This window comes from uncultured Winogradskyella sp., from assembly GCF_947498345.1.
GTDB lineage: Bacteria > Bacteroidota > Bacteroidia > Flavobacteriales > Flavobacteriaceae > Winogradskyella.
This window is the reverse complement of record NZ_CANMJY010000003.1, coordinates 295,316-317,322: the sequence shown is the minus strand read 5'-3', so window position 1 is coordinate 317,322 and position 22,007 is coordinate 295,316. Positions and strand designations below refer to the sequence as shown.

The window sequence follows — 22,007 nt, the reverse complement described above, 5'->3', positions numbered from 1 at the left end:
AAACCCAGATGCTGCCGTCTGGGTTTTTCATTTTTTACCGTCTTTCAAACTCTATAATTTCTAAGTCTTTTATTTGCTTGCTATCTATTTTAAACCGAAGCATTGTTCTTTTTTTATGAAAACCATGTTTACCTACTGCACCAGGATTCATGTGAATAAGATTTAGCTTTTTGTCTGGCATTACTTTGAGTATATGTGAATGACCAGATATAAACAGGTCTGGAGGGTTCAATTTTAGCTCATCTCTAACACGGCTATTATATTTTGGGGGATAGCCACCGATATGTGTTATCCAAACGTTTACATCTTCGCATGTAAATCTATTATGAAGTGGAAATTCAGCCCTTGCTTTAGCATCGTCAATATTGCCATATACAGCTTTTAAAGGCTTCAATTTTTTGATGCTATCCGTAACTTTTAAATCACCTATATCACCTGCATGCCATACTTCATCAGCCAACTTAACATGTTTAAGTATAGCGCCATCAATATGGCCGTGCGTGTCTGATAAAAGGAGAATCTTTCTCAATGATATAACCTAAGTTAAATGTTTTGTTAAAGCTATTATAGCCTTAGCAGGAATAAAGCTATCTTTGTGCTTTCACAAAAGTAAGATTTCTATTGCGATTTTTCATTGAGTTTTTATACAATGGTAAAGCCTACCATGGTTGGCAAAATCAACCTAATGCTATTTCTGTACAAGAAGTGTTAGAAAAAGCCTTAAGTACAATTTTGAAAACCAATATATCTATAGTAGGAGCAGGTAGAACTGATGCTGGTGTTCATGCAAAGCAAATGTTTGCACATTTTGATTTTGAAGGCACTTTTAAATCAAAGGATTTAGTATATAAGCTAAATTCTTACCTACCTAAAGATATTGCTATTCTAGATATTTTTGAAGTACAAACTGAAGGTCATGCTCGATTTAGTGCTACAAGTAGAACCTATCATTACAAAATTTCAACTTCAAAAAATGTGTTTGATTATGATTTAGCTTACCAGGTACTATTACCTTTAAATGTTGATGCAATGAATGAGGCTTGTAATATCTTATTTGAGTATAAAGATTTTCAATGCTTTTCTAAAAGTAATACAGATGTAAAAACGTATAATTGTGAAATAAAAGAAGCCTATTGGACTCAGGAATCTAATCATTTGAAATTTACTATTACTGCCAATCGCTTTTTGCGTAACATGGTAAGGGCTATTGTTGGTACTATGGTAAACATTGGATTAGGAAAGTTAAAACCAAAGGATTTACACAATATTATAACTTCAAAAGATAGAAGTAGGGCAGGTTTTTCGGTTCCTGCTCATGGATTATATTTGGTAGACATTGTTTACCCTAATGCTATAAGGCTAAATAGATAATATGGCAGAAGAACAAAAGAAAATATTTGATGTATCACTCTTTAAACGTTTGTTAGAGTACATAAAACCTTATCGTAATATTTTTGCTATTTCGTTGGTTTGTGTGATTGGACTTGCAGTTTTTGGTGCATTAAGACCTTATGTTTTAAAAGAAGCTATTGATATTAAAATAGCTAATAGAGATTACAATGGTTTTGTATTTTATGTGGCTATCATGCTGGCTATGTTAATTTTTGAAGTCATTTCTCAGTTGCTGTTTATCTATTATGCAAGTTGGCTAGGACAATCAGTGGTTAAAGATATTCGCGTAAAATTATTTAAGCATATTCTGAAATTTAAGATGACTTATTTTGATAAATCATCTGTTGGAGTACTTATTACCAGAGCGGTTACAGATATGGAGCGTATTGCTGATATCTTTGGTCAAGGGCTTTTTATGATATTTAGTGACGTCTTAAAGATGTTAGTTGTAGCTGTGTTTATGGCATTTATAAACTTAAAATTAAGTTTGATTGTTTTTGTTACCATGCCAATTATAATTATCGCTACTAAGATTTTTCAGAAGTACATGAAACGTGCTTTTGAAGATGTACGTACAGAAGTTTCTAACTTAAACTCATTTGTTCAAGAACGTGTAACAGGTATGAAAATACTACAATTATTTACACGCGAAACTACTGAGTATAGAAAGTTTAAAGCGATAAATAATCGTCATAAAAAAGGATGGCTAAAAACGGTTTGGTATAATTCTATTTTCTTTCCAATTGCAGAATTTGTATCATCTTTAACTCTAGCATTAGTTATACTGGTTGGTGGTTTTGATGTAATTTCTGAAAATTCAGGGACAACAATGGGACATTTGATTTCATTCACAATGTATATACCTATGTTATTTAGACCTCTAAATCAAATAGCAAATAAATTCAACACTTTACAAATGGGTATGGTGGCAGCAGATAGAGTATTTAAGGTATTGGATACAGAATCTAATATTGATGATATAGGTACTATTGAAGCAAGTCATTTTAAAGGGAAGATTGCGTTTGAGAATGTACGCTTCTCTTATATTAAGGGTGAAGAAGTTTTAAAAGGAGTTTCTTTTAATGTTGAAGCTGGTGAAACTGTAGCCATTGTCGGTGCCACAGGTGCTGGTAAATCTACAATAATCAATCTATTAAATCGCTTTTATGAGATAGATTCTGGCACGATTCGTATAGATGGTACAGATGTAAAGGATATGACGCTAAGTTCTTTACGTAATCAAATAGCGGTGGTACTACAAGACGTATTTCTATTTGCAGATACTATTCTTAATAATATTGCAATGAACAATGAATATATAACTGAAGAAGATGTTGTAACTGCTGCTAAAGCTATTGGTATACATGACTTTATTTCTACGCTTCCAGGCGGTTATCAGTATGATGTTAAAGAGCGCGGTGTGATGTTGTCTTCAGGTCAGCGTCAGTTAATATCATTTTTGAGAGCATATGTTACTAATCCTAGTATTTTAATATTAGATGAAGCGACGTCTTCGGTAGATTCTTATTCAGAACAGTTGATACAAGATGCAACAGATACAATAACAAAAGGAAGAACATCGATAGTCATTGCGCATCGTTTGGCAACGATTCAGCAAGCCGATAAGATCATAGTAATGGATGCAGGGCAAATAGTAGAAATGGGTACCCACAAATCATTGCTTAAAAAGAAAGATGGTTATTATAAAAATCTGTATGAGGTACAATTCTTAAAAGCTGAAGCCGTCTAAGGTGATTTTTTTGGAACAAAATCTTGAAGGTCTACTACACCAGTTACAACCATAATAACAAATAATGTCACAGATACAATTATATAAGCTACAAAGAATAGTATTAGAGAAATAAAAGCTTTTAATATCAAGTTTGCTATTGATAATTTAAATATCTTTTTAAGTATATAACAGTGGTATAAAAACATAAGCGGCCATACACACAAACTGAATAGAAGATAATATTTTGGTATAATTAAAAGGGCAATCTGTGCTGCGAATACCAATAAAATACTCAGCAAAGACATGGAGTATAAATAAATTATGATATGCTCCGTAAAATTATATTTTTTATCTAGAAAGGTAACCCAGGATATTAGAGCCAGTATGGGTACTAAAAACGCATAGAACAAAGAGTTGTATTCTAAAGCTCCACCAGATGTTGCATTAAATATATCTTGACTGGCTTCTACACCTTCAAATAAGGTGGAAAAATCTAAATATTGCATGTAGAATTTCTTTATTATAAATATTGAAATTCCCGACAAAGTCAGCGATAATCCAAAAAAGCTAATCGGATTAATATATTTTTTTCTTACACCATTAATGTAGCCAACAATTACATCTTCAGGGTTTTTAAAGAGTTGAACAAAAGTTCTGAGAAGTTTATTGTCGTAGTTAAAGAAGGTTTCGCTGAGATGCTCAAAAAGATTCTTAAAACTTAAACGTCTTCTAATTACTTTACCACCGCAACTTTTGCAGTAATCATCTTTTTCTTGTAGTTCTGTATGACAATTTTTACAGTTCATATATTATGATAATCCTATGATAAGCCCAACTACTGCAGCTAAAATTCCAACACCACTAAAAGTTGCTACATAAATCACCATAGTTAATATAAATTTAGCAAAGCTATCCCAGAATCGATCTTTAAATACGCGGTGCAGAACAAAAGCCAAATAGAAAAACATAGGTGGTGTAAGAATAAACGACGCTAGAATATAGTTAATGTCAAAAAGTAAAAATACAATACTTATAATAGCAATAATAATAATGGTCTGAGCAGAAAAATATATATTCAATACAAGGTGTTCGGTAAAGTTATATCTCTTATCTCCAACAATATAATAAGCGAGCCAAGTAGAGAATGCAGAAAAAGGAAGTGTAAATATATAGATGAGACCTTGATATTTACTTGTACTTTCAAAATCGGAGTTTAAAAAAGGGTTATTTTCATTACCTGGTGCATTAGCAATTTTATTAAAAAACTCTGAATCAAATTCTAATGCTTCTTTAAAAAAAGTCGTCATTAAAAAGACTTGTACAGCAGCAAAAGTTAATGAAATTGCAAAATATTGCAGGGCATCAATGTATTTTTTGCGAGTACCCTTAACATAGCCATCTATTACAGCTTCTGGTTTTTTAAAGAGGTCAATAAATGTTTGTAGAAATTTATTATCAATAGAAATAAATTGTTCATTTACTTGATTTGCAAGTACTTTTGGGGTCAATCGGTTTTGAATAATTTTGGCTCCACACTCATCGCAATAGTTTTGAGTATTATTTAGAGTTTTATTACAGTTTCTACAATTCATTATTACGCTAGGTCTTCTTTAATCTTTTTTGTAAGATCGTCAGTGTCTTTAAACATAACAAATTCACCATTTTTAAAATATGAAATTTGCCCGGTTTCTTCACTCACTGCAATAGCCAAGGCATCTGTTTTTTCTGTGATACCTACCGCAGCTCTATGCCTTAGTCCAAAACGTTCAGGAATATTCTTTTCGTTATTTACAGGCAGAATAACTCGTGTTGCTTTTACCACATTGTTATCAATTATAATGGCACCATCATGCAACGGACTATTTTTAAAAAAGATACTTTCTATAATAGGTTGAGAAACTAAAATGTTCATTTCGTCACCCGTGTTTGTTAAAAAATCGAGATTATTATTACGCTCAATAACAATAAGTGCACCAGTATTAGTGGCACCCATTTTATTACACGCATTAATGATGGCATCAACATCTGTTGTAGTCTGGTCGTCATTTTTAAGGAACTTAAAGTTTTTAAAAATCCCTTTTTTACCTCCAATATTTGTAGAACCAACAAGCAATAAGAATTTTCGAATTTCTGGTTGAAAAACTACGATAAGTGCAATAATACCAACCTTCATAAAGCCATCAAAAATGCTATAAAGCATTTGCATCTTTAGGTAATCGGTTAAGCGCCACGCAAAGTAAACAATAAGTATACCGATAAAAATATTAACAGCAACCGTACCTTTTACAAGTTTGTATATGTAATATAATAGAATAGCAACGAGGAAAACGTCTACGAAATCTATAAATCTAAAATCCCAAAGTTGCAAGTTTTCCAAAGGTTAGTCTTTTTGCTAATTTAACAAATTAAGGATGAAAAATGAATTCATTTTTTGAGATACTTTTTTCAAAAGCCTTAACTGTAGTTTTTAAATCAATATAATCTTGAAAGGTAAGTGTATTATTGAAACCTAATAAGAATTCAGTTTCATCTTCATTTTTTTCAATGATTCTTGAAATAACTGAGGTTAAACTGTCAATTTTTGTTTGGTACATTATATTAGTTGTTGTAGTAAGATGTATTGTAGATAAATCAAAAATAATAACATGGCAGAATAATTCTTTTGAGTTTAAAGTTGCACTTTCATCAGTTATAAAGTTCACATCAGTAAACTCAACAAAGCCCAAACTACCAATACTCGTATCATTACAAGTAAAATAGTTTTTAGCATTTTCATTTTTATGCATAGAGGCTTTTTTGCGTTTTTTCTGTAAATATTGAATATGAGGAATGACCTGTTGTAATGTTAAACGCTTATCCACATTGACTAACCAATTGGTAGTTCCGATAAGATTTTTACGGTTAAATAGTGTAGAATCGGGTTGTGTTTCATCATAAAATATATATATAGGTGAAACATCTAAGGCTTCAGTGATTTCTGCTTTTTCAATTTCGGGTAATTGTACAACACGTTCGTTATTACAACTTGAGATTAATAGAATTATTAATAGATAAAAATACCGACGCATTTAACTAGTGGTTAATTGATTATACAAGGTTATACATTCCATAGCTTCTTTAACGTCGTGTACACGCAGAATTTTAGCCCCTTTTTGTAGTGCAACCATATGTAAGGCTGTGGTGCCATTTAAGGCATAGTCTGAAGAGGTGTCTAGCGCTTTATAAATCATAGATTTTCTGGAGACTCCTGCTAAAATGGGTTTGTTTGCAAACTGTAATAGCTCTAGCTTATTTAACAGCTCATAGTTTTGTTCTAAGGTTTTAGCAAAGCCAAAACCAGGGTCTATAATAATATCGTTGATATTTTTTGCGTGTGCTTCTGCTATCCGTTCTGCGAAGTAAAGGTTGATGTCTTTAACTAAATCTTCATAATCGGTTTGCTGTTGCATGGTTTTAGGAGTACCTTTCATGTGCATCATAATGTAAGGTACTCCTAATTGTGCTACCACTGCGATCATATTCTCATCAAGATAACCTGCAGAAATATCATTAATTAGAGCAGCACCAGCTTCAATACTTTTTTGCGCAACACAACTTCTAAACGTATCAATAGAGATTAATGTGTCTGGAAATTGGTCTAAAACCAATTCAATTACAGGCAGAACACGATTTAACTCTTCTTCTTCAGAAACAAAATCAGCACCAGGTCGCGAACTGTATCCACCAATATCAATAAAAGTAGCACCTTCATTGCGCATAGTTTCTATTTGTTTTACTATCGCAGATTTATCTTTATATAATCCTCCATCATAGAAAGAATCAGGCGTAACATTAAGAATTCCCATAACTTTGGGAGTGGATATATCAATGAGTTTTCCTTTGCAATTTATAGTCATAAAACTTATTAAAAGAGGTTGGTTAAAACTTTAAACCTCAAACTTTGAACTTCTAACTTATTTATGCGAAATTTACGCAAAATTCATTCGATAATCGAGACTTAAATATACCAAAGTTAACTTTGTATATTATTTGTTTATTAAACTAAAAAGCTTGTAAAATAGATTACAAGAATTCAAACTTTAATTAATGCAAGATACATCAAAACAATACGATGCCGTTGTCGCTAAATGTAGAACGCTTTTTGTAAATAAAATGAGTGATTATGGTAGCGCATGGAGAATTCTAAGACTACCATCACTTACAGATCAGATTTTTATAAAAGCGCAGCGTATACGAAGTTTACAACAAAATGCTGTTAGAAAAGTTGATGAAGGTGAGGTAAGCGAGTTTATAGGTATTATTAATTATTGTTTAATGGCATTAATACAATTAGAAAAAGGTGTTGTAGAACAGCCCGATTTAAACACAGAAGAAGCGACAGCACTATATGATGAAAAAATAACTTTAACCAAGCAATTGATGTTAGATAAAAATCATGATTATGGAGAAGCCTGGCGCGATATGCGCGTAAGTTCCTTAACGGATTTGATTTTGCAAAAATTATTGCGCGTTAAGCAAATTGAAGATAATGCTGGCAAAACTATTGTTAGCGAAGGTATTGATGCAAATTATCAGGATATGATTAATTATGCTGTCTTTGCGATGATTCATCTTGGTGAATCGAAATGAAAATTTATACCAGACTTAGTACAGGCAAAGCCTTAATATATTTAAATACTTAAATTAATAAGATTTCGCGTTTAGTGCGGAATAATAAAAAACTATGAAATATTTAGTTCAAATAAGCAGAATATTTGTTGGAGTCCTTTTTATTATTTCAGGATTTATAAAGCTTAACGACCCTTTAGGGTTTTCATACAAACTACAAGAATACTTTGGTGAAGATGTTTTAAACCTCGAGTTTTTAATTCCTTATGCATTATTGATTTCCGTCTTTGTGGTTGTTTTTGAAGTTGTTTTGGGTGTTTTTCTATTGATTGGATATAAGCCAAAATTTACGGTATATAGTTTATTGGCAATGATTGTGTTTTTTACATTCTTAACCTTTTATTCGGCATATTTCGATAAAGTTAAAGATTGTGGATGTTTTGGTGATGCTTTAAAATTAACACCATGGGAAAGCTTTACTAAGGATGTGATATTACTTGTTTTAATATTGATATTGGTTTTTGGATTAAAATACATTACCCCCATTTTTGCTAAACTACCAACTACTGTAGTGGCTTTATTAAGCTTTATTGTATCACTATGGTTTGGATATCATGTATTAATGCATTTGCCATCGATTGATTTTAGAGCGTATGCTGTAGGAAAAAATCTGCAAGAGCAAATGGCAATACCAGAGGATGCTGCAAAGCCAGTTTTAGAGTATACATGGACATTTAAGGTTAATGGTAAAGAACAGAAATTTGTAACTAATGGTAGTTATCCTTCGGTAGATGGTGAATATATTGGTGTAGATACAGAAACTATTGACGAAGGCTATATTCCTCCAATTCAAGATTTTTCTATTGAATCTACAGATGAAGATTTAACAACTTACTTTCTTGAGCAAGACCGCCTTGTTATAGTAGCTATGTACAACATCTCAAAAGCTGAAGCTGACGGAGTCATTAAATTAAAATCTTTTACAGATGAAGCTATAAAAAAAGGTTATACTGTTATTGGATTAACATCATCTGGTGAGGATGCAAAGCAAAACCTAAAACAAGACTATAATCTTAATTTCGATTTTTACCTCTGTGATGAAAAAGTAGTAAAAACCATTGTGCGTTCTAATCCAGGTGTTGTACTTTTAGAAAAAGGAACAGTTACAAATAAAGCGCACTGGAATGATATTGAAGATGTTGAATTGTAGTATAAATCATAGTATTCTGTTTTTAATAAAATGAATATTGAGATTTATCATTTTTGTAATTTATTTGAATTAAAAAAAATTGATCCGTTATTTAATAAATAAACTATTTTACGCTTTCATCACTTTACTGGGTGTTATTACGGTTATTTTCTTTTTGTTTACTATACTTCCTGGAGATCCTGCTAAAATGATGCTGGGTCAAAACCAAACAGCGGATCAAGTTGAAGCCGTAAAGAAAAAATACGGATTCGATAAACCACTAGGAACTCAGTTTTTGTATTACCTCAATGATCTATCACCAATTTCTTTTCATTCTAATACATCAGAAGATTATACATATTTAAGTCCAAATAAATATAATGCCTCTAAGCTCTTTACAATAGGAAATACTTCTATTGTAATAAAAACACCATATTTGAGAGAGTCTTTTACTAAACAAGGGAAAAAGGTGACCCAAGTTATTGGCGATACCATTTCGAATACTTTTGTGTTAGCGGTCTCTGCAATTTTTATTGCTATTAGTCTTGGTATTATTTTCGGAATTGTTTCTGCACTTTATAAAGATACCTCGATTGATAAAACCATTCAGATTATAAGTACATTTGGTATGAGTGTTCCATCATTTTTTAGTGCCATTTTATTTGCTTGGTTATTTGGATTTGTTTTACATAAGTACACCAACTTAGAAATGACAGGTAGCCTTTATGAGTTAGATGATTTTGGAGAGACAATGACAATTAAATGGAAAAATTTAATACTTCCGGCCATAGTTTTAGGTATTCGTCCATTGGCTGTAGTGATACAATTGATGCGCAATTCATTGCTGGAAGTTATGAATCAAGATTATATTAGGACAGCTAGGGCTAAAGGGTTGAGTGAGTTTCAGGTAATAAAAAATCATGCTGTTAAAAATGCACTAAATCCTGTGGTAACTGCTATATCTGGTTGGTTTGCATCAATGCTTGCAGGAGCTGTTTTTGTAGAATATATTTTTGGGTGGAACGGTTTAGGCAAAGAAATAGTTAATGCGCTCAATACATTAGACCTTCCGGTAATTATGGGAGCAGTTTTGGTCATCGCAATTGTTTTCATTACGATTAATATCCTTGTAGATGTTATTTATGCTTGGTTAGACCCAAAAGTAGAATTGTCTTAACAATTACCTGATAATTATCAACCTGCTTTCTTCTTTAAAGTCTTATTTTTGTAGCTTTAATATAACGTAGAATTCAATATCTTCATAACATGAGAAAACACATAGTAGCTGGAAATTGGAAAATGAATAATGGCTTAATTCAGACCGAATCATTAATCGTAGAATTAAAAAAGCAAACCAAAACATCTGATGCTGAGGTAATGATAGCTCCATCATATACAAATTTGTGGCATGCATTTCAATCTACACGGCAAGATAATATTGAAGTGATTGCACAGAATATGCACTATGCAGAACATGGTGCTTATACGGGAGAGGTTAATGCAGGTATGTTAAAAAGTATAGGTATTCAAACTGTGATTTTAGGCCATAGTGAACGAAGAGCTTATTATAATGAAACCGATGAATCTCTGGCTAAGAAAGTTGATGCTGCCCTAGCTAATGATATGCGGGTAATTTTCTGTTTTGGTGAAGAATTGTCTGAACGTAAAGCAGGTAATGAAGAAGCGGTAGTAGAAAGCCAGATTAAGAATGCGCTATTTCATTTAGGAGCCGATGCATTTAAAAGCATTGTTTTAGCTTACGAACCTGTTTGGGCCATTGGCACTGGTGAAACAGCAACACCTGAGCAAGCGCAAGTTATGCATGCTTTTATAAGAAAGACTTTAGCAGAGAAGTATGATTATAATGTAGCTGATTCAGTGTCTATTCTTTATGGAGGAAGTGTAAAACCAAATAACGCCAAAGAAATTTTTTCTAAACCAGATGTAGATGGTGGTCTAATAGGTGGTGCTTCACTCAAAGCCGAAGACTTTTTTGCTATCGTAAATGCATTTTAAATAATGTCTAATACAATATACATCGGCTACGATTTTAAAGTTGAACCACTTCAGCCAGCAACGGAGATATTAATAGCCGAGTTAGGTTATGCAGGCTTTGAAAGTTTTGTTGAAAACGGGGAAGGTATTACCGCATACATACAAAAAGATGATTGGAATGCATTTATCCTGGATGATATCCAAATTTTAAAATCAGACGAATTTAAAATCACTTATGCTTTTAGCGAGATAGAACAAACCAACTGGAACGAAGAATGGGAAAAAAATTTTAAGCCCATAGTTGTGGATGATCAAGTGACTGTTCGTGCACCTTTTCATGAAAAACCAGATACCAAGTACGATCTTATTATAGAACCAAAAATGAGTTTTGGTACAGGTCATCATGAAACCACACATATGATGATACAGCATATTCTAAAAAATGATTTTAAAGACAGATCTGTTTTAGATATGGGTTGTGGAACTGGCGTTTTAGCAATTTTAGCAGAGAAAGTTGGTGCAAAAAAACTCGATGCCATTGATATAGACAATTGGTGTTACATCAACAGTCTGGAAAACGTAGAGCGAAATAATTGCAAAAATATCTCGGTTTTTGAGGGTGATGTAAAATTATTAGAGGGAAAAAAGTATGACAGTATCATTGCAAATATTAATAGAAATATATTGTTAGCAGATATTCCTCAATATATAGATTGTTTAAACGATAATGGAAACTTATTTTTAAGTGGTTTTTATATAGAAGACGTTCAGTTAATAGAATCTAAATGTAATACATACATGTTAAAATTGGATGAAATTATACAAAGAGGCGAGTGGGTATCGTTAAAATTTATAAATTAGTGTTGTAAAACTCTGTTTAACTGAGCCTTTGACTGTAACTAGGTGTTAACATATGTCAAAGAAATTTTAGTCAGACTTTAATACAACGAGACATCCTCAAATCCGTTAAAATTATGACAAAAGAAAAGCAATCCGAAGAGTTACTTCTCGAAGAAGATGTTATTAAACAGAATGAAATAGTTTTGTTTAATGACGATGTTAATACGTTTGATCACGTAATCGATACACTTATTTATGCTTGCGATCATGTTCCGGAGCAAGCCGAACAATGTGCCATAATTGTGCATTACAAAGGCAAATGTACTGTAAAAACAGGATCTTATGACGATTTAAAACCGCGTTGTTCTAAACTGCTTCAAGCTGGTTTAAGTGCAGAAATTGTTTAAAAATACTTAGATAGAGTAAGCCTTAAAAAGGTATCTTGGCTAAAGTTTGATAAAATAAATTCTTCGTCATCAATAGCACTAAAAATACGTGTTTCTAATTCGGCTTTCCAACTACTTCCTAATCGTCTGGAAGCTTCAATGCTTAAAATTTTACTACTAGATTCAATATCGGCAATTCCACCAATAAGTATCGATGTGTCTTGTACATCATTTAATGCAATTCTACTTCCAAAGAACACATCGTTTTGTAGTGCATTTAAAGCTAATTTATCTCTATCATCATAAAGATATTCACCTAAAACACCTATATCTAAACCATTACCATCAATGTTACTAAAGGTATATTCTAAACCTGCAGTAAGTGCAAAGAAATCCTGAGCTTTTGAGCTGCGATAAATAGATTCTAACTTCCATAAAAATGCATTATGGGTGACTTGAAGGTCTAGACCAGTTTGATTAATAACCGGATAAAAGGCATTGAGTTCTCCAAATGAATCAAATGTGAATAAGGGTTCACGACCGTTCCCATAAAAATGAGAGATACCTATATCAAATGCACCGATAAAATGCGACCATCTAAAAGCTATATCTTGCCTCCATTCTTCAGCACTGCTTTCATAAGTAATATCGTCTTTGTCAATAACAACAGGAAATCTTAAGCGCCCTTTTTCACCAGAAAAAACACGCTTTCTGTGACAAGGTAAATATAGAAATTCAAAATTCCCAATATTTGTTGTTAATGTAAATTGTAACATTGGCTGGCCAAGTTTTGCTTCACCATCAAATGACTCTACGGCATCAGTTTGATTAATAATATCAACTAAATGATTGCTTTCAGTCACACCCCAAAATATTTTTTTCAAACCAATACTCAGTTCCCAGTTATTATTTGCTTTTTGATAGTATAGTTCTCTAATATCCCAATGCGTTCTGTTATCATCTCGGTCAAGTCTAAAAAAACCAGTAAAATTAATGCCGTCATAACCCTTGTTCCATTGTATATTATATTCTGGAAAAATAGCTAATGAAGGAAAGTGATCTTTTTGACCTTGAAAACTTGCGTTATCTGTAAAATAACGATATTCACTTTGCAGTTCAAGTTCAAAATCATGTACAACATCCTTATTTTTATCTTGTGCATAAGTAGCCTGAAGTACAAATACTGAGATTATATTAAATAATAAAGTTATAATTTTTCTTGTTTCCATCGATGATAAAATTTAAAAGCGCAATACTGAAAACTAAAGCTATTAATCAACACTAAGCTATTAATTGTAATAAGTAGTTAACAGTACTGCGATGCTTTTAAAAGGTTATTAATTACCAGCTCTTTTTAATGCCACTTGAGTAAAATCATCATCAGATAGATTAGCATCAAAATTATAATCATTAAATTCTAACTGGGTTTCTTTATTACTTTGATGATTTACCATATTAAAGACTGCTGCCCTCCAAAATTTGTTTTTATACAATTTATAACCTGAATATGTTAGGGTTTTTAAAAGAGCATTTTTTCTGTCGTAAAATTCTACTTTTTCAATACGATACCCTTTGTCTTTATTATAACTTACTAGTCGTCTTGTATAACCAGATTTTGGGTCTACAGGATCTTGCTCAACAATGAGAAGCCCATCTTTTTCCTCAATAAATTTATAAGTATACTTTTCTACTTCTTGAGAAGATAAATCTTCGTATGCAAATTCACTACCTACAAATGGTCCTGATTTGTTATTGGAAGAAATTCTTTTTACACGTTTAATTGATGGTAAATACAACCACTGGTCATCTGAACCTACTTTATGAGTAAAGGTAAGGGTAGAGGTGCCTTTAACATCTTTTGGACTATTAAATACAATGAGTGATTTGTCACCATCTTCAGTTAACTCCAAAGTTTTAGTAGTTAGTGAACGTTCACTGGTTTGTCCGTTTTTATTTTTTAGGGTCATTTTTAACTCTACCGTAGAGCTCATAAATCCTAAGTCAGCTTGTTCAGCAGCTTTGGCTATTTCTAGACCTCGTTCTTCAGGTGTTTGCGCATGTGTAAACCCAATAAATGCTAATGCTATTAAAAAGTTTGTACTGTGTTTGTGATTTTTTTTGAAAAAATTCATGTTTTTAAATTTTAGTTATTTGCTTTTATTGATGTATTATTTTTACTTGTTAAAATGAGTAATGAGGGTAATAGAATGAAATCAATTATTAGAGCAGATAGTATTATAATAACAGTTATTCTTGCCATATAACTATTTAATGCAAATGAAGACGTAGACATAACCGCAAATCCGGCTAATAATACTAATGTCGTTGTAACTAATGCCTTTCCTACAGTTTCAAAAGCATAAATTACAGCTTGTTTTGCATTATATCCCAATTCTCGACGCGCTCTTAAAAACTTGCTCATAAAGTGTACAGTATCATCGACAATGATACCTAAGGTCATACCAAAAACGATAACCATCCCTGTATTTATTTGACCTTTATATAGTGCCCAAATACCAAATCCCACCAAAACAGGAGTAACATTTGGAATAATACTTAACATTCCAAGTTTAAAATTCCTTAATGCAAACATCAATACTATTGATATTAAAATTAGAGCTACTATATTTCCTTTAAACATGCTATCTGCCTGTCTGAATCCTAGTTTAGAGAACATTAAGGTTGGACTAACGCCTATGGCATGCATTGCCTGAGGTGTATTGTTTTTTAGCCATTCTTCACCTCTTTTAGAAAAAGCTATCATGTCTTTACTGGTCACATTTTCAATAGTAACCGTAACTCTAGTTTCAGATTTATCTACGTTAATTTGGTTATTTAAGTCTAAGCCAAAAGGCAATGATAATTCATATAATAGTAGATATTGTGCAGCTTCCTCCCTGTTGTCTGGCACACGATAAAATTGTTCATTATCACCATGCATCGATCGATTGACACGTCTTGCTACTTCACTAAAAGCATTAACATGTATAACTTCTGGTTGTTCTTTTAGCCAATTTTCAAAAGCGTTAAGATTTTTCAAATACTCAGGATTATTAATTCCACCACTTTCACCACTACCAATTGAATATTCTACATTATAGATTCCTGTTAAATGTTCACTTATATAATCTGTATCATTTCTAAATTCAACACTTTCATCGAAATAGTTTATAAATTCATCATTGAACTCGTTTTTTGTAGCCAGATAGGTTAAGCCCGTAATAATAGCGAGTGAAATTACCGTCAAACGGCCTGGCTGTTTTACAACAAAAGCACCTAAAGAAGCATACCAATTTCGATTAACTACTTTTGCTTCATTGTTTTTAGACTTTGATTTTACAGGTAATATTGCCATTAAGGCAGGTAAGGCTGTTGTAGAGTATATAAAGGCCATTGTCATACCAAAAGCTGTAATGTTTCCGAGATCCCAAAATGGCGGAACGTCACCAAAATTCATGGTAAGAAAACCAATAACTGTAGTTAAACTTGTAATAAAAACCGGCATAAAATTTAAGCGCATAGACTCTGCCAACGCATCTAATTTATTGAGCCCGTCTTTACGCATTTTTTGGAGCATAGTAATAAGGATATGTATGCTATCAGCCACTGCAAGGGTGAGTATCATTGTTGGAAAAACAGATGATGGAGGTGTAAGTTTTATACCCATAATGCCCACAAATCCAACAGCGCTCATAATTGAGAACAGGACAACAATTAATGTTGCAATTGTACTATATATATTTCTGGTTAAAACAAATGTGGTTATGATAACTATAACTAGCATAATCATGGTGAGCATGAGATCTTTCATTGAGGCTTCAAAGAAAGCAGTATTTAAAGGTACTAGGCCAGAAGAGTGTACTTCAAAATCGGGATACTTTTCTTTAAAATTTGCAATCATTTCCCTAACAAAAGCAGTTACTTCTGGTATTTCTTTGGCACTGTCTTCACCTGGTAGTCTAACTGTGACATTTATTGCTGTAACACTTCCAGATTGATTTATTATGCGATTGACAAGTAATGGTTCTTTTAATGCCTTTTCTTTAATTTGTTCTACTTCTAAATCGCTTTTTAAATGTGATTCATATGATAGATCATCAACATAAAGGTCATCTTCAACAGCACTTGTATGTTGAAAATTTGTAATTGCATCGACCCTTGAGGAATATGGTGTGTTCCATGCTTCAGCAGTTAATTCTTCAATTGCTGAAAGATTTTCTTTTGTAAATACATTTTTGTTTGACGGAGATAGTACTAAAATTACATTATCATCTTTTGTATATTTTTCTTGTAGCGCATCAAAAGCTTCTAATTCTGGATTCGATTTACTGAAGAATACATGGTAGTCACCATCAAACTCCATATTTCCCTGAGAAGCTAATCCCATTGCCAAAATTATAGATGCAATTAATACATACCATTTTCTTTTAATTACAAATTGTGCCCATTGCTTAGCAAATTTGTTCGATGTGTCTCTTACTTTTTTTAGCGCGTTCATTGGTTTTGTTAGTTTAGTTGACCAGTCGGTTATTTTTTATAACATAGTCATTAATTTATTTATATAACGATTTAGCTTAGTGACTAGTGGACAAAAAAATTAAATATTTATAATTGACCAGTCGTCTATTGTTTTGGTAAAAAAAATTATTTCAACAGTATATTTCTTACTATGTTCATAAAATTATCTATAGGATACGAGTTGTTCATTTCTTTCATCGTAGTCATAGATCCTTTTCCTGCATCTTCAATAAATGCTGCGATATCTTTAGCTGGCATTATATTCTTAATTTCCCCAGCACCCTGTGCTTCTTGTATTGCTTCAGTAATTAAGGATAGGATATATTGCTCCTTGTTTAAGATACTGGTTCTAATAAGCTCACTATGCTCCGCCATTTCATTACCTAGATTGCATGCCATGCACCCTAATTTACAATCCATTTCATTTTTAAGTATGTTGTACCTAAACTCATGAAAATCTAATAGGCGTTGTTTAGGGGAAAGTGATTTATTAAGTAGAATATTTTTGGCTGGTGTAAAATGATCATCAAAGTATTTTTCTATAGCTTTTACAGCAAAATCTTCTTTGCTTTCAAAGTAAAAGTAAAAAGAGCCTTTAGGGATTCCTGCTATTTTTACAATGTCATTTACACTAGTTGCATTATATCCTTTTGACCATAGTAATTCTATCCCTTTGTCTAAAAGAGTATCTATTTTTATATCGCGTTTTAGTGTTTTTTGCATTTTAAATTTTGACAGAACAAATATATGACCACTCGTCTAGTAAATAAAAATTTTATGTGTTAAAATTATTATAAACGAGAATAAATTAATATTAAAATACTGATTTACAATTTTTTGTGTTTACTTTTTTATTCTGCCGATTGCACAACTTACTAAGGATTTTGCTTTCTTAGGTAAAGAATTTGCTTCTCCAGTTATTGGATACCCTAAATCAGATAATTTTCTTAAAGCTGTTTCAAAATCAGTTTTTAAGAGGTAGTAAAAACTAACTTCATCAGTATCATTATTAACAATTACTTTTTCTACACCATTTAATTTGGAGAGTTGAGAAGTAATGGTATTTGCACAACCATGACACTTTAAGTTTTGAATTTTTACAGTTGTTCTCATAATTAAAGTGTTGATGGGCAAATAAAATCTGTTGTAGGTAAATTAGTTTTTTTTATAGCTCCAAAACCTCCGGCAATATCAATAAGATTATTATAGCCTCTCGCTTTTAGTATTGAAGCTGCAATTACAGAGCGATAACCACCTGCACAATGAATGTAATAGGTTTTATCTTTATCAACTTCGTTCATTTTTTCATTAATATAATCTAATGATAAATGCTGAGCGTTTTCTAGGTGCATACTATTATACTCACCATCTTTTCTTACATCTAAGATATTGATGTTGTTTGCTTTAGCTCTGTTGGCAAATTCCTCGGCTGAAATTGATTCTAAAGTGTCAATATCTTTTTCAGATGCCTTCCAGGCTTCCATTCCGCCTTCTAAATACCCTAGCGTATTATCATACCCTACACGAGATAATCGTGTAACAGCTTCAGCAGATTTTCCTTCAGGCACAACTAAAACTATAGGCTGTTTAATATCTGTGATTAGCGCTCCAACCCAAGGAGCAAATTGTCCGTTTAATCCAATGAATATTGAGTTAGGAATATGACCCTTTATATAATCTGACTGTGGTCTTACATCTAATACCAAAGCCGATTCATGATTTGCCAAGGCTTCAAATTCATCTGGGCTCAGAGGTGTGTCTCCTGTTTTTAAAACAGTATCAAAAGTATCATACCCCATTTTATTCATCATCGCATTCTTAGCAAAATATTGAGGAGGAGGAGCAATACCATCAAGTACTTCTTTTACAAATTCTGCCTTAGTCATATCTGCGCGTAAGGCATAATTGGTTTGTTTCTGTTCACCCAATATACCTACAGTTTCTTTGCTTAAATTTTTTCCACAAGCAGAACCAGCACCATGGGCAGGATATACAATGACATCATCTGCTAAAGGCATTATTTTAGTACGTAAAGAATCGAAGAGCATTGCGGCTAGATCTTCTTTTGTTAAATCAGATTTTATGGCTAAATCTGGTCGACCTACATCACCTAAAAATAAAGTATCACCAGAAAATATTGCATAGTCTTTCCCTGATTCATCTTTTAATAAATAAGTTACAGATTCTAAGGTATGACCGGGAGTGTGGAGTACTTTAATAGTTAATTTTCCTAACTTTAATTCTTCTCCATCAGTTGCGGATAGGATATCATAATCTGTTGTGGCACCAGGCCCAAAAACTATAGTAGCATTAGTTTTTTTTGCTAAATCTACATGGCCAGAAACAAAATCGGCATGAAAATGTGTTTCTAAAATATATTTGATTTTAGCTCCATTAGCTTCAGCCTTATCAATATATTGTTGTGTTTCTCTAAGAGGGTCAATAATGGCGACTTCGCCTTCAGACTCAATATAGTATGCACCTTGTGCTAAACATCCTGTATATAATTGTTCAATCTTCATCTTTATAGTTTTGAATAATACAAATTTACAAAACTTCAATTTTTGAAATGTGACATTTATCACAAAGTATTATAGTAGCTCTTTGTAAATGATATAAACTGCCATGATAAGCGTAAAATAACCAAAACCTTTTTTTAGTTTTTTACCACTGATAAATTTTGAAAGATAAACTCCCAAAATGATGCCTAAAATTGATATTAGCGTAAATATTAATAAGAATTTCCAATCGACTTCAATATTTGGTATATCGCCTAAAAAACCGATTAGTGATTTTACCGCAATGATTAATAATGATGTTCCAACTGCCTTTTTCATGGGAAGTTTAGCAAGTAATACTAACGCAGGAATAATTAAAAAACCACCACCAGCGCCTACAAGACCAGTAAGAATTCCAACGACGAAACCTTCTATTGCAATTAAAGGAAAATTAAAACTTTGTATCTCTGCTTCAATAGATTTTAGTTTATCTCGTTTGCTTTTTATCATAGAATAGCTTGCTAAAAGCATAATGACAGCAAACAATACCATAATAAAGATATTATTTGTGACTTTAAAATTTCCAACAGAAAATACAACATCAGGTATTAGTTGTACTAAAAAACGTCTGGTAATATAGACAGCGATAAAAGCAGGAATGGCAAAAATGATTGCGGTTTTTAAATCTACCTGTCCTTTCCTAAAGTTCTGAAAAGCACCAAAAACAGAGGTGATGCCAACAACAAATAAAGAATATGCTGTAGCTACAATTGGGTTAAGACCAATTAGGTAAACTAAAACAGGGACTGTAAGTATAGATCCACCACCACCAATTAAACCTAAGACTAAACCAACGATTAGCGCTCCAAAATATCCAAAAACCTCAGTAATTTCCATCTAGTGCGGTAGTTTGTCTCTTAATATACCATAAAAATATGTACCTAAAAGTGCAGCAGCAATTACAATGATTATAGAAAAAACACCTGTGCCTACAAGTATGTACATAGGGCCTGGGCAGGCTCCACATAGTGCCCAACCCAGCCCAAATATAATTCCACCTAAGATATAGCGTGCTAGTCCACGGGCTTTTAGAGGTACTTTTAAATAATTACCATTAATAGTTTTTACTTTTAGTTGTTTTGAAAGTATAAGCAATATTATACCTGTTATAACTGCAGTACCAATAATGCCATACATATGGAAAGATTGAAACTTAAACATCTCAAAAATGCGGTACCAGGAAACGGCTTCAGATTTTACTAATACGATTCCAAAAAATATACCTACTAAAAAGAACTTTATATATTTTCCCATCTTAAAATAGTATTGGATAAATAAAATGAATCATAATTAAGCCACCTATAAAAAAGCCAATAACAGCAATTAATGAGGGTCTTTGTAAACTGCTTAAACCAGTAATAGCATGGCCAGAAGTACAACCACCTGCATAACGTGTACCAAAACCAACAAGTAATCCTCCAACAATAAGAATAGATAAACCTTTAATACTTAAAACAGCATCCCAGCTAAATAATTCTGGTGGTAACAGACTTTGCCCAGCATTTTCAAAACCAAACATTTTTAAATCTTCAATGGTATTTTGACTTAAATCTATATTTGTAGGATGAGACAAGTAGTGGTGCGCTATAAAACCTCCTACGATAGCTCCTAGTACTACCACCAGATTCCAACGTTGACTTTTCCAATCGAATTTAAAGAACTCAACACGTTTACCTGCACCACCTATAGCACATAATGTTCTAAGGTTAGAAGACATGCCAAAGGTTCTTCCAAAATAGAGTAGTAGAAACATGATAATTGCAATACATGGTCCAGAAACATACCATGGCCAAGGTTGTAAAATATATTCCATAGATTTTAATTTAATACAAAAGTAGTGTTATGCATTTAAGCCTTTGTTACAATGGTTACTAAAACTCTAAGATTTTAATTTGATTTCGTCCGAGTTTAATTTTAAGTTCTTTTTCGAGTTGCTTTAAAAGTCTAGAGATAACTACTCTAGAAGTGTGTAGGTCTTCGGCAATCTCTTGATGTGTTATTTTTAAATCTGTTGAAGCAGATAATTTAACTTTATCCTTAAGGTATTTAAATAAGCGTTCATCCATTTTCATAAATGCTAAAGTATCAATAGTTTCAAGCATTTCATCAAACCGAACTTGATAACTCTGTAAAATAAAATCTCGCCAACTCTCATTAGAATTAAACCAGCTTCTCATGTTTTCGAGTGGTATCATCACAACTGTGACATCTTCATCTGCAACAGCCCTTATTTTGCTTACCGATTTAGACATGCAACATGTTAATGACATAGCGCATGTGTCACCAGACTCTAGTACATATAATAAAAGCTCATCTCCATTGTTATCTTCCCTTAAAACTTTAATGTTTCCTTTAATAAGTAGTGGAATAAAGTTTAATTCCTGACCTATATCTATTATAATATCTGTTTTATTATATGTCCTTAAAAAAGAAACTTTAGTAATGTTTTCAATTATTTCTGAATCGAATAGATAATTAAAAGGCTTTAAAAGTTCAATGGAAATCATGCTTCAAAAATACAATTAGAATTTTGAAATAAATAGTTTGGATTATTTTTAATAAAAGTTCTATATTTGCAGCCCTTTTACGGTTGAAGTCTAAGACTTCAACCGTAAAAAACAAGGCCACGTGGCGCAACTGAATAGCGCACTTGATTACGGCTCAAGAGGTTGCAGGTTTGAATCCTGCCGTGGTCACTTAGAATTAAAATCCATTTCTTGCAAGAAATGGATTTTTTGGTTTTAAGAAATAGTAAATCTTTCCGATTGATTTTAATTTGTTTATAATAT

24 protein-coding genes and 1 tRNA gene are annotated in these 22,007 nt (G+C 32.3%); 9 read left to right on the top strand and 16 right to left on the bottom strand.

Annotation, left to right across the window (positions count from 1 at the left end; translation table 11 throughout):
* Positions 1-34 precede the first annotated feature (34 nt).
* Entirely contained in the window at positions 35-529 is a 495-nt protein-coding gene (locus Q0912_RS06380; protein ID WP_299113159.1) for a metallophosphoesterase family protein, read from the bottom strand.
* A gap of 92 nt (positions 530-621) precedes the next feature.
* Here Q0912_RS06380 and truA point away from each other — a divergent pair, with 92 nt between their 5' ends.
* A complete protein-coding gene (gene truA / locus Q0912_RS06375; protein WP_299113157.1) occupies positions 622-1,371 on the top strand; it encodes a tRNA pseudouridine(38-40) synthase TruA in 750 nt (249 codons plus the stop codon).
* Position 1,372: 1 nt separating this feature from the next.
* The gene (locus tag Q0912_RS06370) at positions 1,373-3,142 is read left to right on the top strand and encodes an ABC transporter ATP-binding protein (protein ID WP_299113154.1); all 1,770 of its coding nucleotides are present in this window, start codon (positions 1,373-1,375) and stop codon (positions 3,140-3,142) included.
* On the opposite strand, the gene Q0912_RS06365 is transcribed toward Q0912_RS06370, so the two are convergent.
* Genes Q0912_RS06365 through folP form a run of 5 tightly spaced genes read right to left on the bottom strand, consistent with a single transcriptional unit; the run spans position 3,139 to position 7,020 of the window.
* Positions 3,139-3,930, bottom strand: coding sequence for a DUF3667 domain-containing protein (locus Q0912_RS06365; RefSeq protein WP_299113152.1), 792 nt, complete (start codon positions 3,928-3,930; stop codon positions 3,139-3,141). The genes Q0912_RS06370 and Q0912_RS06365 overlap by 4 nt on opposite strands.
* Positions 3,931-3,933: 3 nt before the next feature.
* Positions 3,934-4,716: a DUF3667 domain-containing protein gene (locus Q0912_RS06360; protein ID WP_299113150.1), complete on the bottom strand. Its 783-nt coding sequence runs from the start codon at positions 4,714-4,716 to the stop codon at positions 3,934-3,936.
* 2 nt (positions 4,717-4,718) lie between these two features.
* The gene (gene cdaA, locus Q0912_RS06355) at positions 4,719-5,501 is read right to left on the bottom strand and encodes a diadenylate cyclase CdaA (RefSeq protein WP_299113148.1); all 783 of its coding nucleotides are present in this window, start codon (positions 5,499-5,501) and stop codon (positions 4,719-4,721) included.
* 28 nt (positions 5,502-5,529) lie between these two features.
* Positions 5,530-6,192 carry a hypothetical protein gene (locus tag Q0912_RS06350; RefSeq protein ID WP_299113147.1) on the bottom strand — a complete coding sequence of 221 codons (663 nt, stop codon included), beginning with the start codon at positions 6,190-6,192 and terminating at the stop codon, positions 5,530-5,532.
* Positions 6,193-7,020 carry a dihydropteroate synthase gene (gene folP / locus Q0912_RS06345; RefSeq protein ID WP_299113145.1) on the bottom strand — a complete coding sequence of 276 codons (828 nt, stop codon included), beginning with the start codon at positions 7,018-7,020 and terminating at the stop codon, positions 6,193-6,195.
* Positions 7,021-7,210: 190 nt separating this feature from the next.
* Here folP and Q0912_RS06340 point away from each other — a divergent pair, with 190 nt between their 5' ends.
* From Q0912_RS06340 to Q0912_RS06315, 6 genes are all read left to right on the top strand, one after another.
* A complete protein-coding gene (locus tag Q0912_RS06340) occupies positions 7,211-7,753 on the top strand; it encodes a DUF1599 domain-containing protein (RefSeq protein WP_299113143.1) in 543 nt (180 codons plus the stop codon).
* Positions 7,754-7,847: 94 nt separating this feature from the next.
* The gene (locus Q0912_RS06335; RefSeq protein ID WP_299113141.1) at positions 7,848-8,942 is read left to right on the top strand and encodes a BT_3928 family protein; all 1,095 of its coding nucleotides are present in this window, start codon (positions 7,848-7,850) and stop codon (positions 8,940-8,942) included.
* 79 nt (positions 8,943-9,021) lie between these two features.
* Entirely contained in the window at positions 9,022-10,098 is a 1,077-nt protein-coding gene (locus Q0912_RS06330; RefSeq protein ID WP_299113139.1) for an ABC transporter permease, read from the top strand.
* Between the two features lie 89 nt (positions 10,099-10,187).
* Positions 10,188-10,937 carry a triose-phosphate isomerase gene (gene tpiA / locus Q0912_RS06325; protein WP_299113137.1) on the top strand — a complete coding sequence of 250 codons (750 nt, stop codon included), beginning with the start codon at positions 10,188-10,190 and terminating at the stop codon, positions 10,935-10,937.
* Positions 10,938-10,940: 3 nt separating this feature from the next.
* On the top strand, positions 10,941-11,777 hold the full coding sequence (prmA, locus tag Q0912_RS06320; RefSeq protein WP_299113136.1) for a 50S ribosomal protein L11 methyltransferase: 837 nt from the start codon (positions 10,941-10,943) through the stop codon (positions 11,775-11,777).
* 110 nt (positions 11,778-11,887) lie between these two features.
* The gene (locus tag Q0912_RS06315) at positions 11,888-12,163 is read left to right on the top strand and encodes an ATP-dependent Clp protease adaptor ClpS (RefSeq protein WP_299113185.1); all 276 of its coding nucleotides are present in this window, start codon (positions 11,888-11,890) and stop codon (positions 12,161-12,163) included.
* On the opposite strand, the gene Q0912_RS06310 is transcribed toward Q0912_RS06315, so the two are convergent.
* From Q0912_RS06310 to Q0912_RS06265, 10 genes are all read right to left on the bottom strand, one after another.
* Complete coding sequence (locus Q0912_RS06310) at positions 12,160-13,371, bottom strand: hypothetical protein (RefSeq protein WP_299113134.1); 1,212 nt, start codon at positions 13,369-13,371, stop codon at positions 12,160-12,162. The genes Q0912_RS06315 and Q0912_RS06310 overlap by 4 nt on opposite strands.
* 108 nt (positions 13,372-13,479) lie before the next feature.
* The gene (locus tag Q0912_RS06305) at positions 13,480-14,274 is read right to left on the bottom strand and encodes an outer membrane lipoprotein-sorting protein (RefSeq protein WP_299113132.1); all 795 of its coding nucleotides are present in this window, start codon (positions 14,272-14,274) and stop codon (positions 13,480-13,482) included.
* A gap of 11 nt (positions 14,275-14,285) precedes the next feature.
* Positions 14,286-16,640 carry an MMPL family transporter gene (locus tag Q0912_RS06300; RefSeq protein WP_299113130.1) on the bottom strand — a complete coding sequence of 785 codons (2,355 nt, stop codon included), beginning with the start codon at positions 16,638-16,640 and terminating at the stop codon, positions 14,286-14,288.
* Positions 16,641-16,786: 146 nt separating this feature from the next.
* A complete protein-coding gene (locus Q0912_RS06295; protein WP_299113128.1) occupies positions 16,787-17,383 on the bottom strand; it encodes a TetR/AcrR family transcriptional regulator in 597 nt (198 codons plus the stop codon).
* Positions 17,384-17,503: 120 nt separating this feature from the next.
* The gene (locus tag Q0912_RS06290; protein WP_299113126.1) at positions 17,504-17,773 is read right to left on the bottom strand and encodes a heavy metal-associated domain-containing protein; all 270 of its coding nucleotides are present in this window, start codon (positions 17,771-17,773) and stop codon (positions 17,504-17,506) included.
* A 2-nt stretch (positions 17,774-17,775) separates the two neighbouring features.
* On the bottom strand, positions 17,776-19,182 hold the full coding sequence (locus Q0912_RS06285) for an MBL fold metallo-hydrolase (protein WP_299113124.1): 1,407 nt from the start codon (positions 19,180-19,182) through the stop codon (positions 17,776-17,778).
* A gap of 69 nt (positions 19,183-19,251) precedes the next feature.
* Complete coding sequence (locus Q0912_RS06280; RefSeq protein WP_299113123.1) at positions 19,252-20,055, bottom strand: sulfite exporter TauE/SafE family protein; 804 nt, start codon at positions 20,053-20,055, stop codon at positions 19,252-19,254.
* Positions 20,056-20,472, bottom strand: coding sequence for a DUF6691 family protein (locus Q0912_RS06275; protein ID WP_299113121.1), 417 nt, complete (start codon positions 20,470-20,472; stop codon positions 20,056-20,058).
* 1 nt (position 20,473) lies between these two features.
* Positions 20,474-21,031 carry a YeeE/YedE thiosulfate transporter family protein gene (locus Q0912_RS06270; protein ID WP_299113119.1) on the bottom strand — a complete coding sequence of 186 codons (558 nt, stop codon included), beginning with the start codon at positions 21,029-21,031 and terminating at the stop codon, positions 20,474-20,476.
* 58 nt (positions 21,032-21,089) lie between these two features.
* Positions 21,090-21,725: a Crp/Fnr family transcriptional regulator gene (locus tag Q0912_RS06265; protein WP_299113117.1), complete on the bottom strand. Its 636-nt coding sequence runs from the start codon at positions 21,723-21,725 to the stop codon at positions 21,090-21,092.
* A gap of 115 nt (positions 21,726-21,840) precedes the next feature.
* Between Q0912_RS06265 and Q0912_RS06260 the strand changes: the two genes are divergently transcribed.
* Positions 21,841-21,914: transfer RNA gene (locus Q0912_RS06260), tRNA-Arg, on the top strand.
* Positions 21,915-22,007: the final 93 nt, after the last annotated feature.

What these genes read in the sequence shown, in the direction of transcription:
- Q0912_RS06350 (WP_299113147.1), bottom strand. Translation starts at nt 6,192, where the DNA reads ATGCGTCGGTATTTTTATCTATTAATAATTCTATTAATCTCAAGTTGT.
- prmA (WP_299113136.1), top strand. Translation starts at nt 10,941, where the DNA reads ATGTCTAATACAATATACATCGGCTACGATTTTAAAGTTGAACCACTT.
- Q0912_RS06285 (WP_299113124.1), bottom strand. Translation starts at nt 19,182, where the DNA reads ATGAAGATTGAACAATTATATACAGGATGTTTAGCACAAGGTGCATAC.
- Q0912_RS06280 (WP_299113123.1), bottom strand. Translation starts at nt 20,055, where the DNA reads ATGGAAATTACTGAGGTTTTTGGATATTTTGGAGCGCTAATCGTTGGT.
- folP (WP_299113145.1), bottom strand. Translation starts at nt 7,020, where the DNA reads ATGACTATAAATTGCAAAGGAAAACTCATTGATATATCCACTCCCAAA.
- Q0912_RS06340 (WP_299113143.1), top strand. Translation starts at nt 7,211, where the DNA reads ATGCAAGATACATCAAAACAATACGATGCCGTTGTCGCTAAATGTAGA.
- Q0912_RS06370 (WP_299113154.1), top strand. Translation starts at nt 1,373, where the DNA reads ATGGCAGAAGAACAAAAGAAAATATTTGATGTATCACTCTTTAAACGT.
- Q0912_RS06305 (WP_299113132.1), bottom strand. Translation starts at nt 14,274, where the DNA reads ATGAATTTTTTCAAAAAAAATCACAAACACAGTACAAACTTTTTAATA.
- Q0912_RS06265 (WP_299113117.1), bottom strand. Translation starts at nt 21,725, where the DNA reads ATGATTTCCATTGAACTTTTAAAGCCTTTTAATTATCTATTCGATTCA.
- Q0912_RS06335 (WP_299113141.1), top strand. Translation starts at nt 7,848, where the DNA reads ATGAAATATTTAGTTCAAATAAGCAGAATATTTGTTGGAGTCCTTTTT.
- Q0912_RS06290 (WP_299113126.1), bottom strand. Translation starts at nt 17,773, where the DNA reads ATGAGAACAACTGTAAAAATTCAAAACTTAAAGTGTCATGGTTGTGCA.
- Q0912_RS06295 (WP_299113128.1), bottom strand. Translation starts at nt 17,383, where the DNA reads ATGCAAAAAACACTAAAACGCGATATAAAAATAGATACTCTTTTAGAC.
- Q0912_RS06365 (WP_299113152.1), bottom strand. Translation starts at nt 3,930, where the DNA reads ATGAACTGTAAAAATTGTCATACAGAACTACAAGAAAAAGATGATTAC.
- Q0912_RS06360 (WP_299113150.1), bottom strand. Translation starts at nt 4,716, where the DNA reads ATGAATTGTAGAAACTGTAATAAAACTCTAAATAATACTCAAAACTAT.
- Q0912_RS06300 (WP_299113130.1), bottom strand. Translation starts at nt 16,640, where the DNA reads ATGAACGCGCTAAAAAAAGTAAGAGACACATCGAACAAATTTGCTAAG.
- Q0912_RS06275 (WP_299113121.1), bottom strand. Translation starts at nt 20,472, where the DNA reads ATGGGAAAATATATAAAGTTCTTTTTAGTAGGTATATTTTTTGGAATC.
- Q0912_RS06270 (WP_299113119.1), bottom strand. Translation starts at nt 21,031, where the DNA reads ATGGAATATATTTTACAACCTTGGCCATGGTATGTTTCTGGACCATGT.
- tpiA (WP_299113137.1), top strand. Translation starts at nt 10,188, where the DNA reads ATGAGAAAACACATAGTAGCTGGAAATTGGAAAATGAATAATGGCTTA.
- Q0912_RS06310 (WP_299113134.1), bottom strand. Translation starts at nt 13,371, where the DNA reads ATGGAAACAAGAAAAATTATAACTTTATTATTTAATATAATCTCAGTA.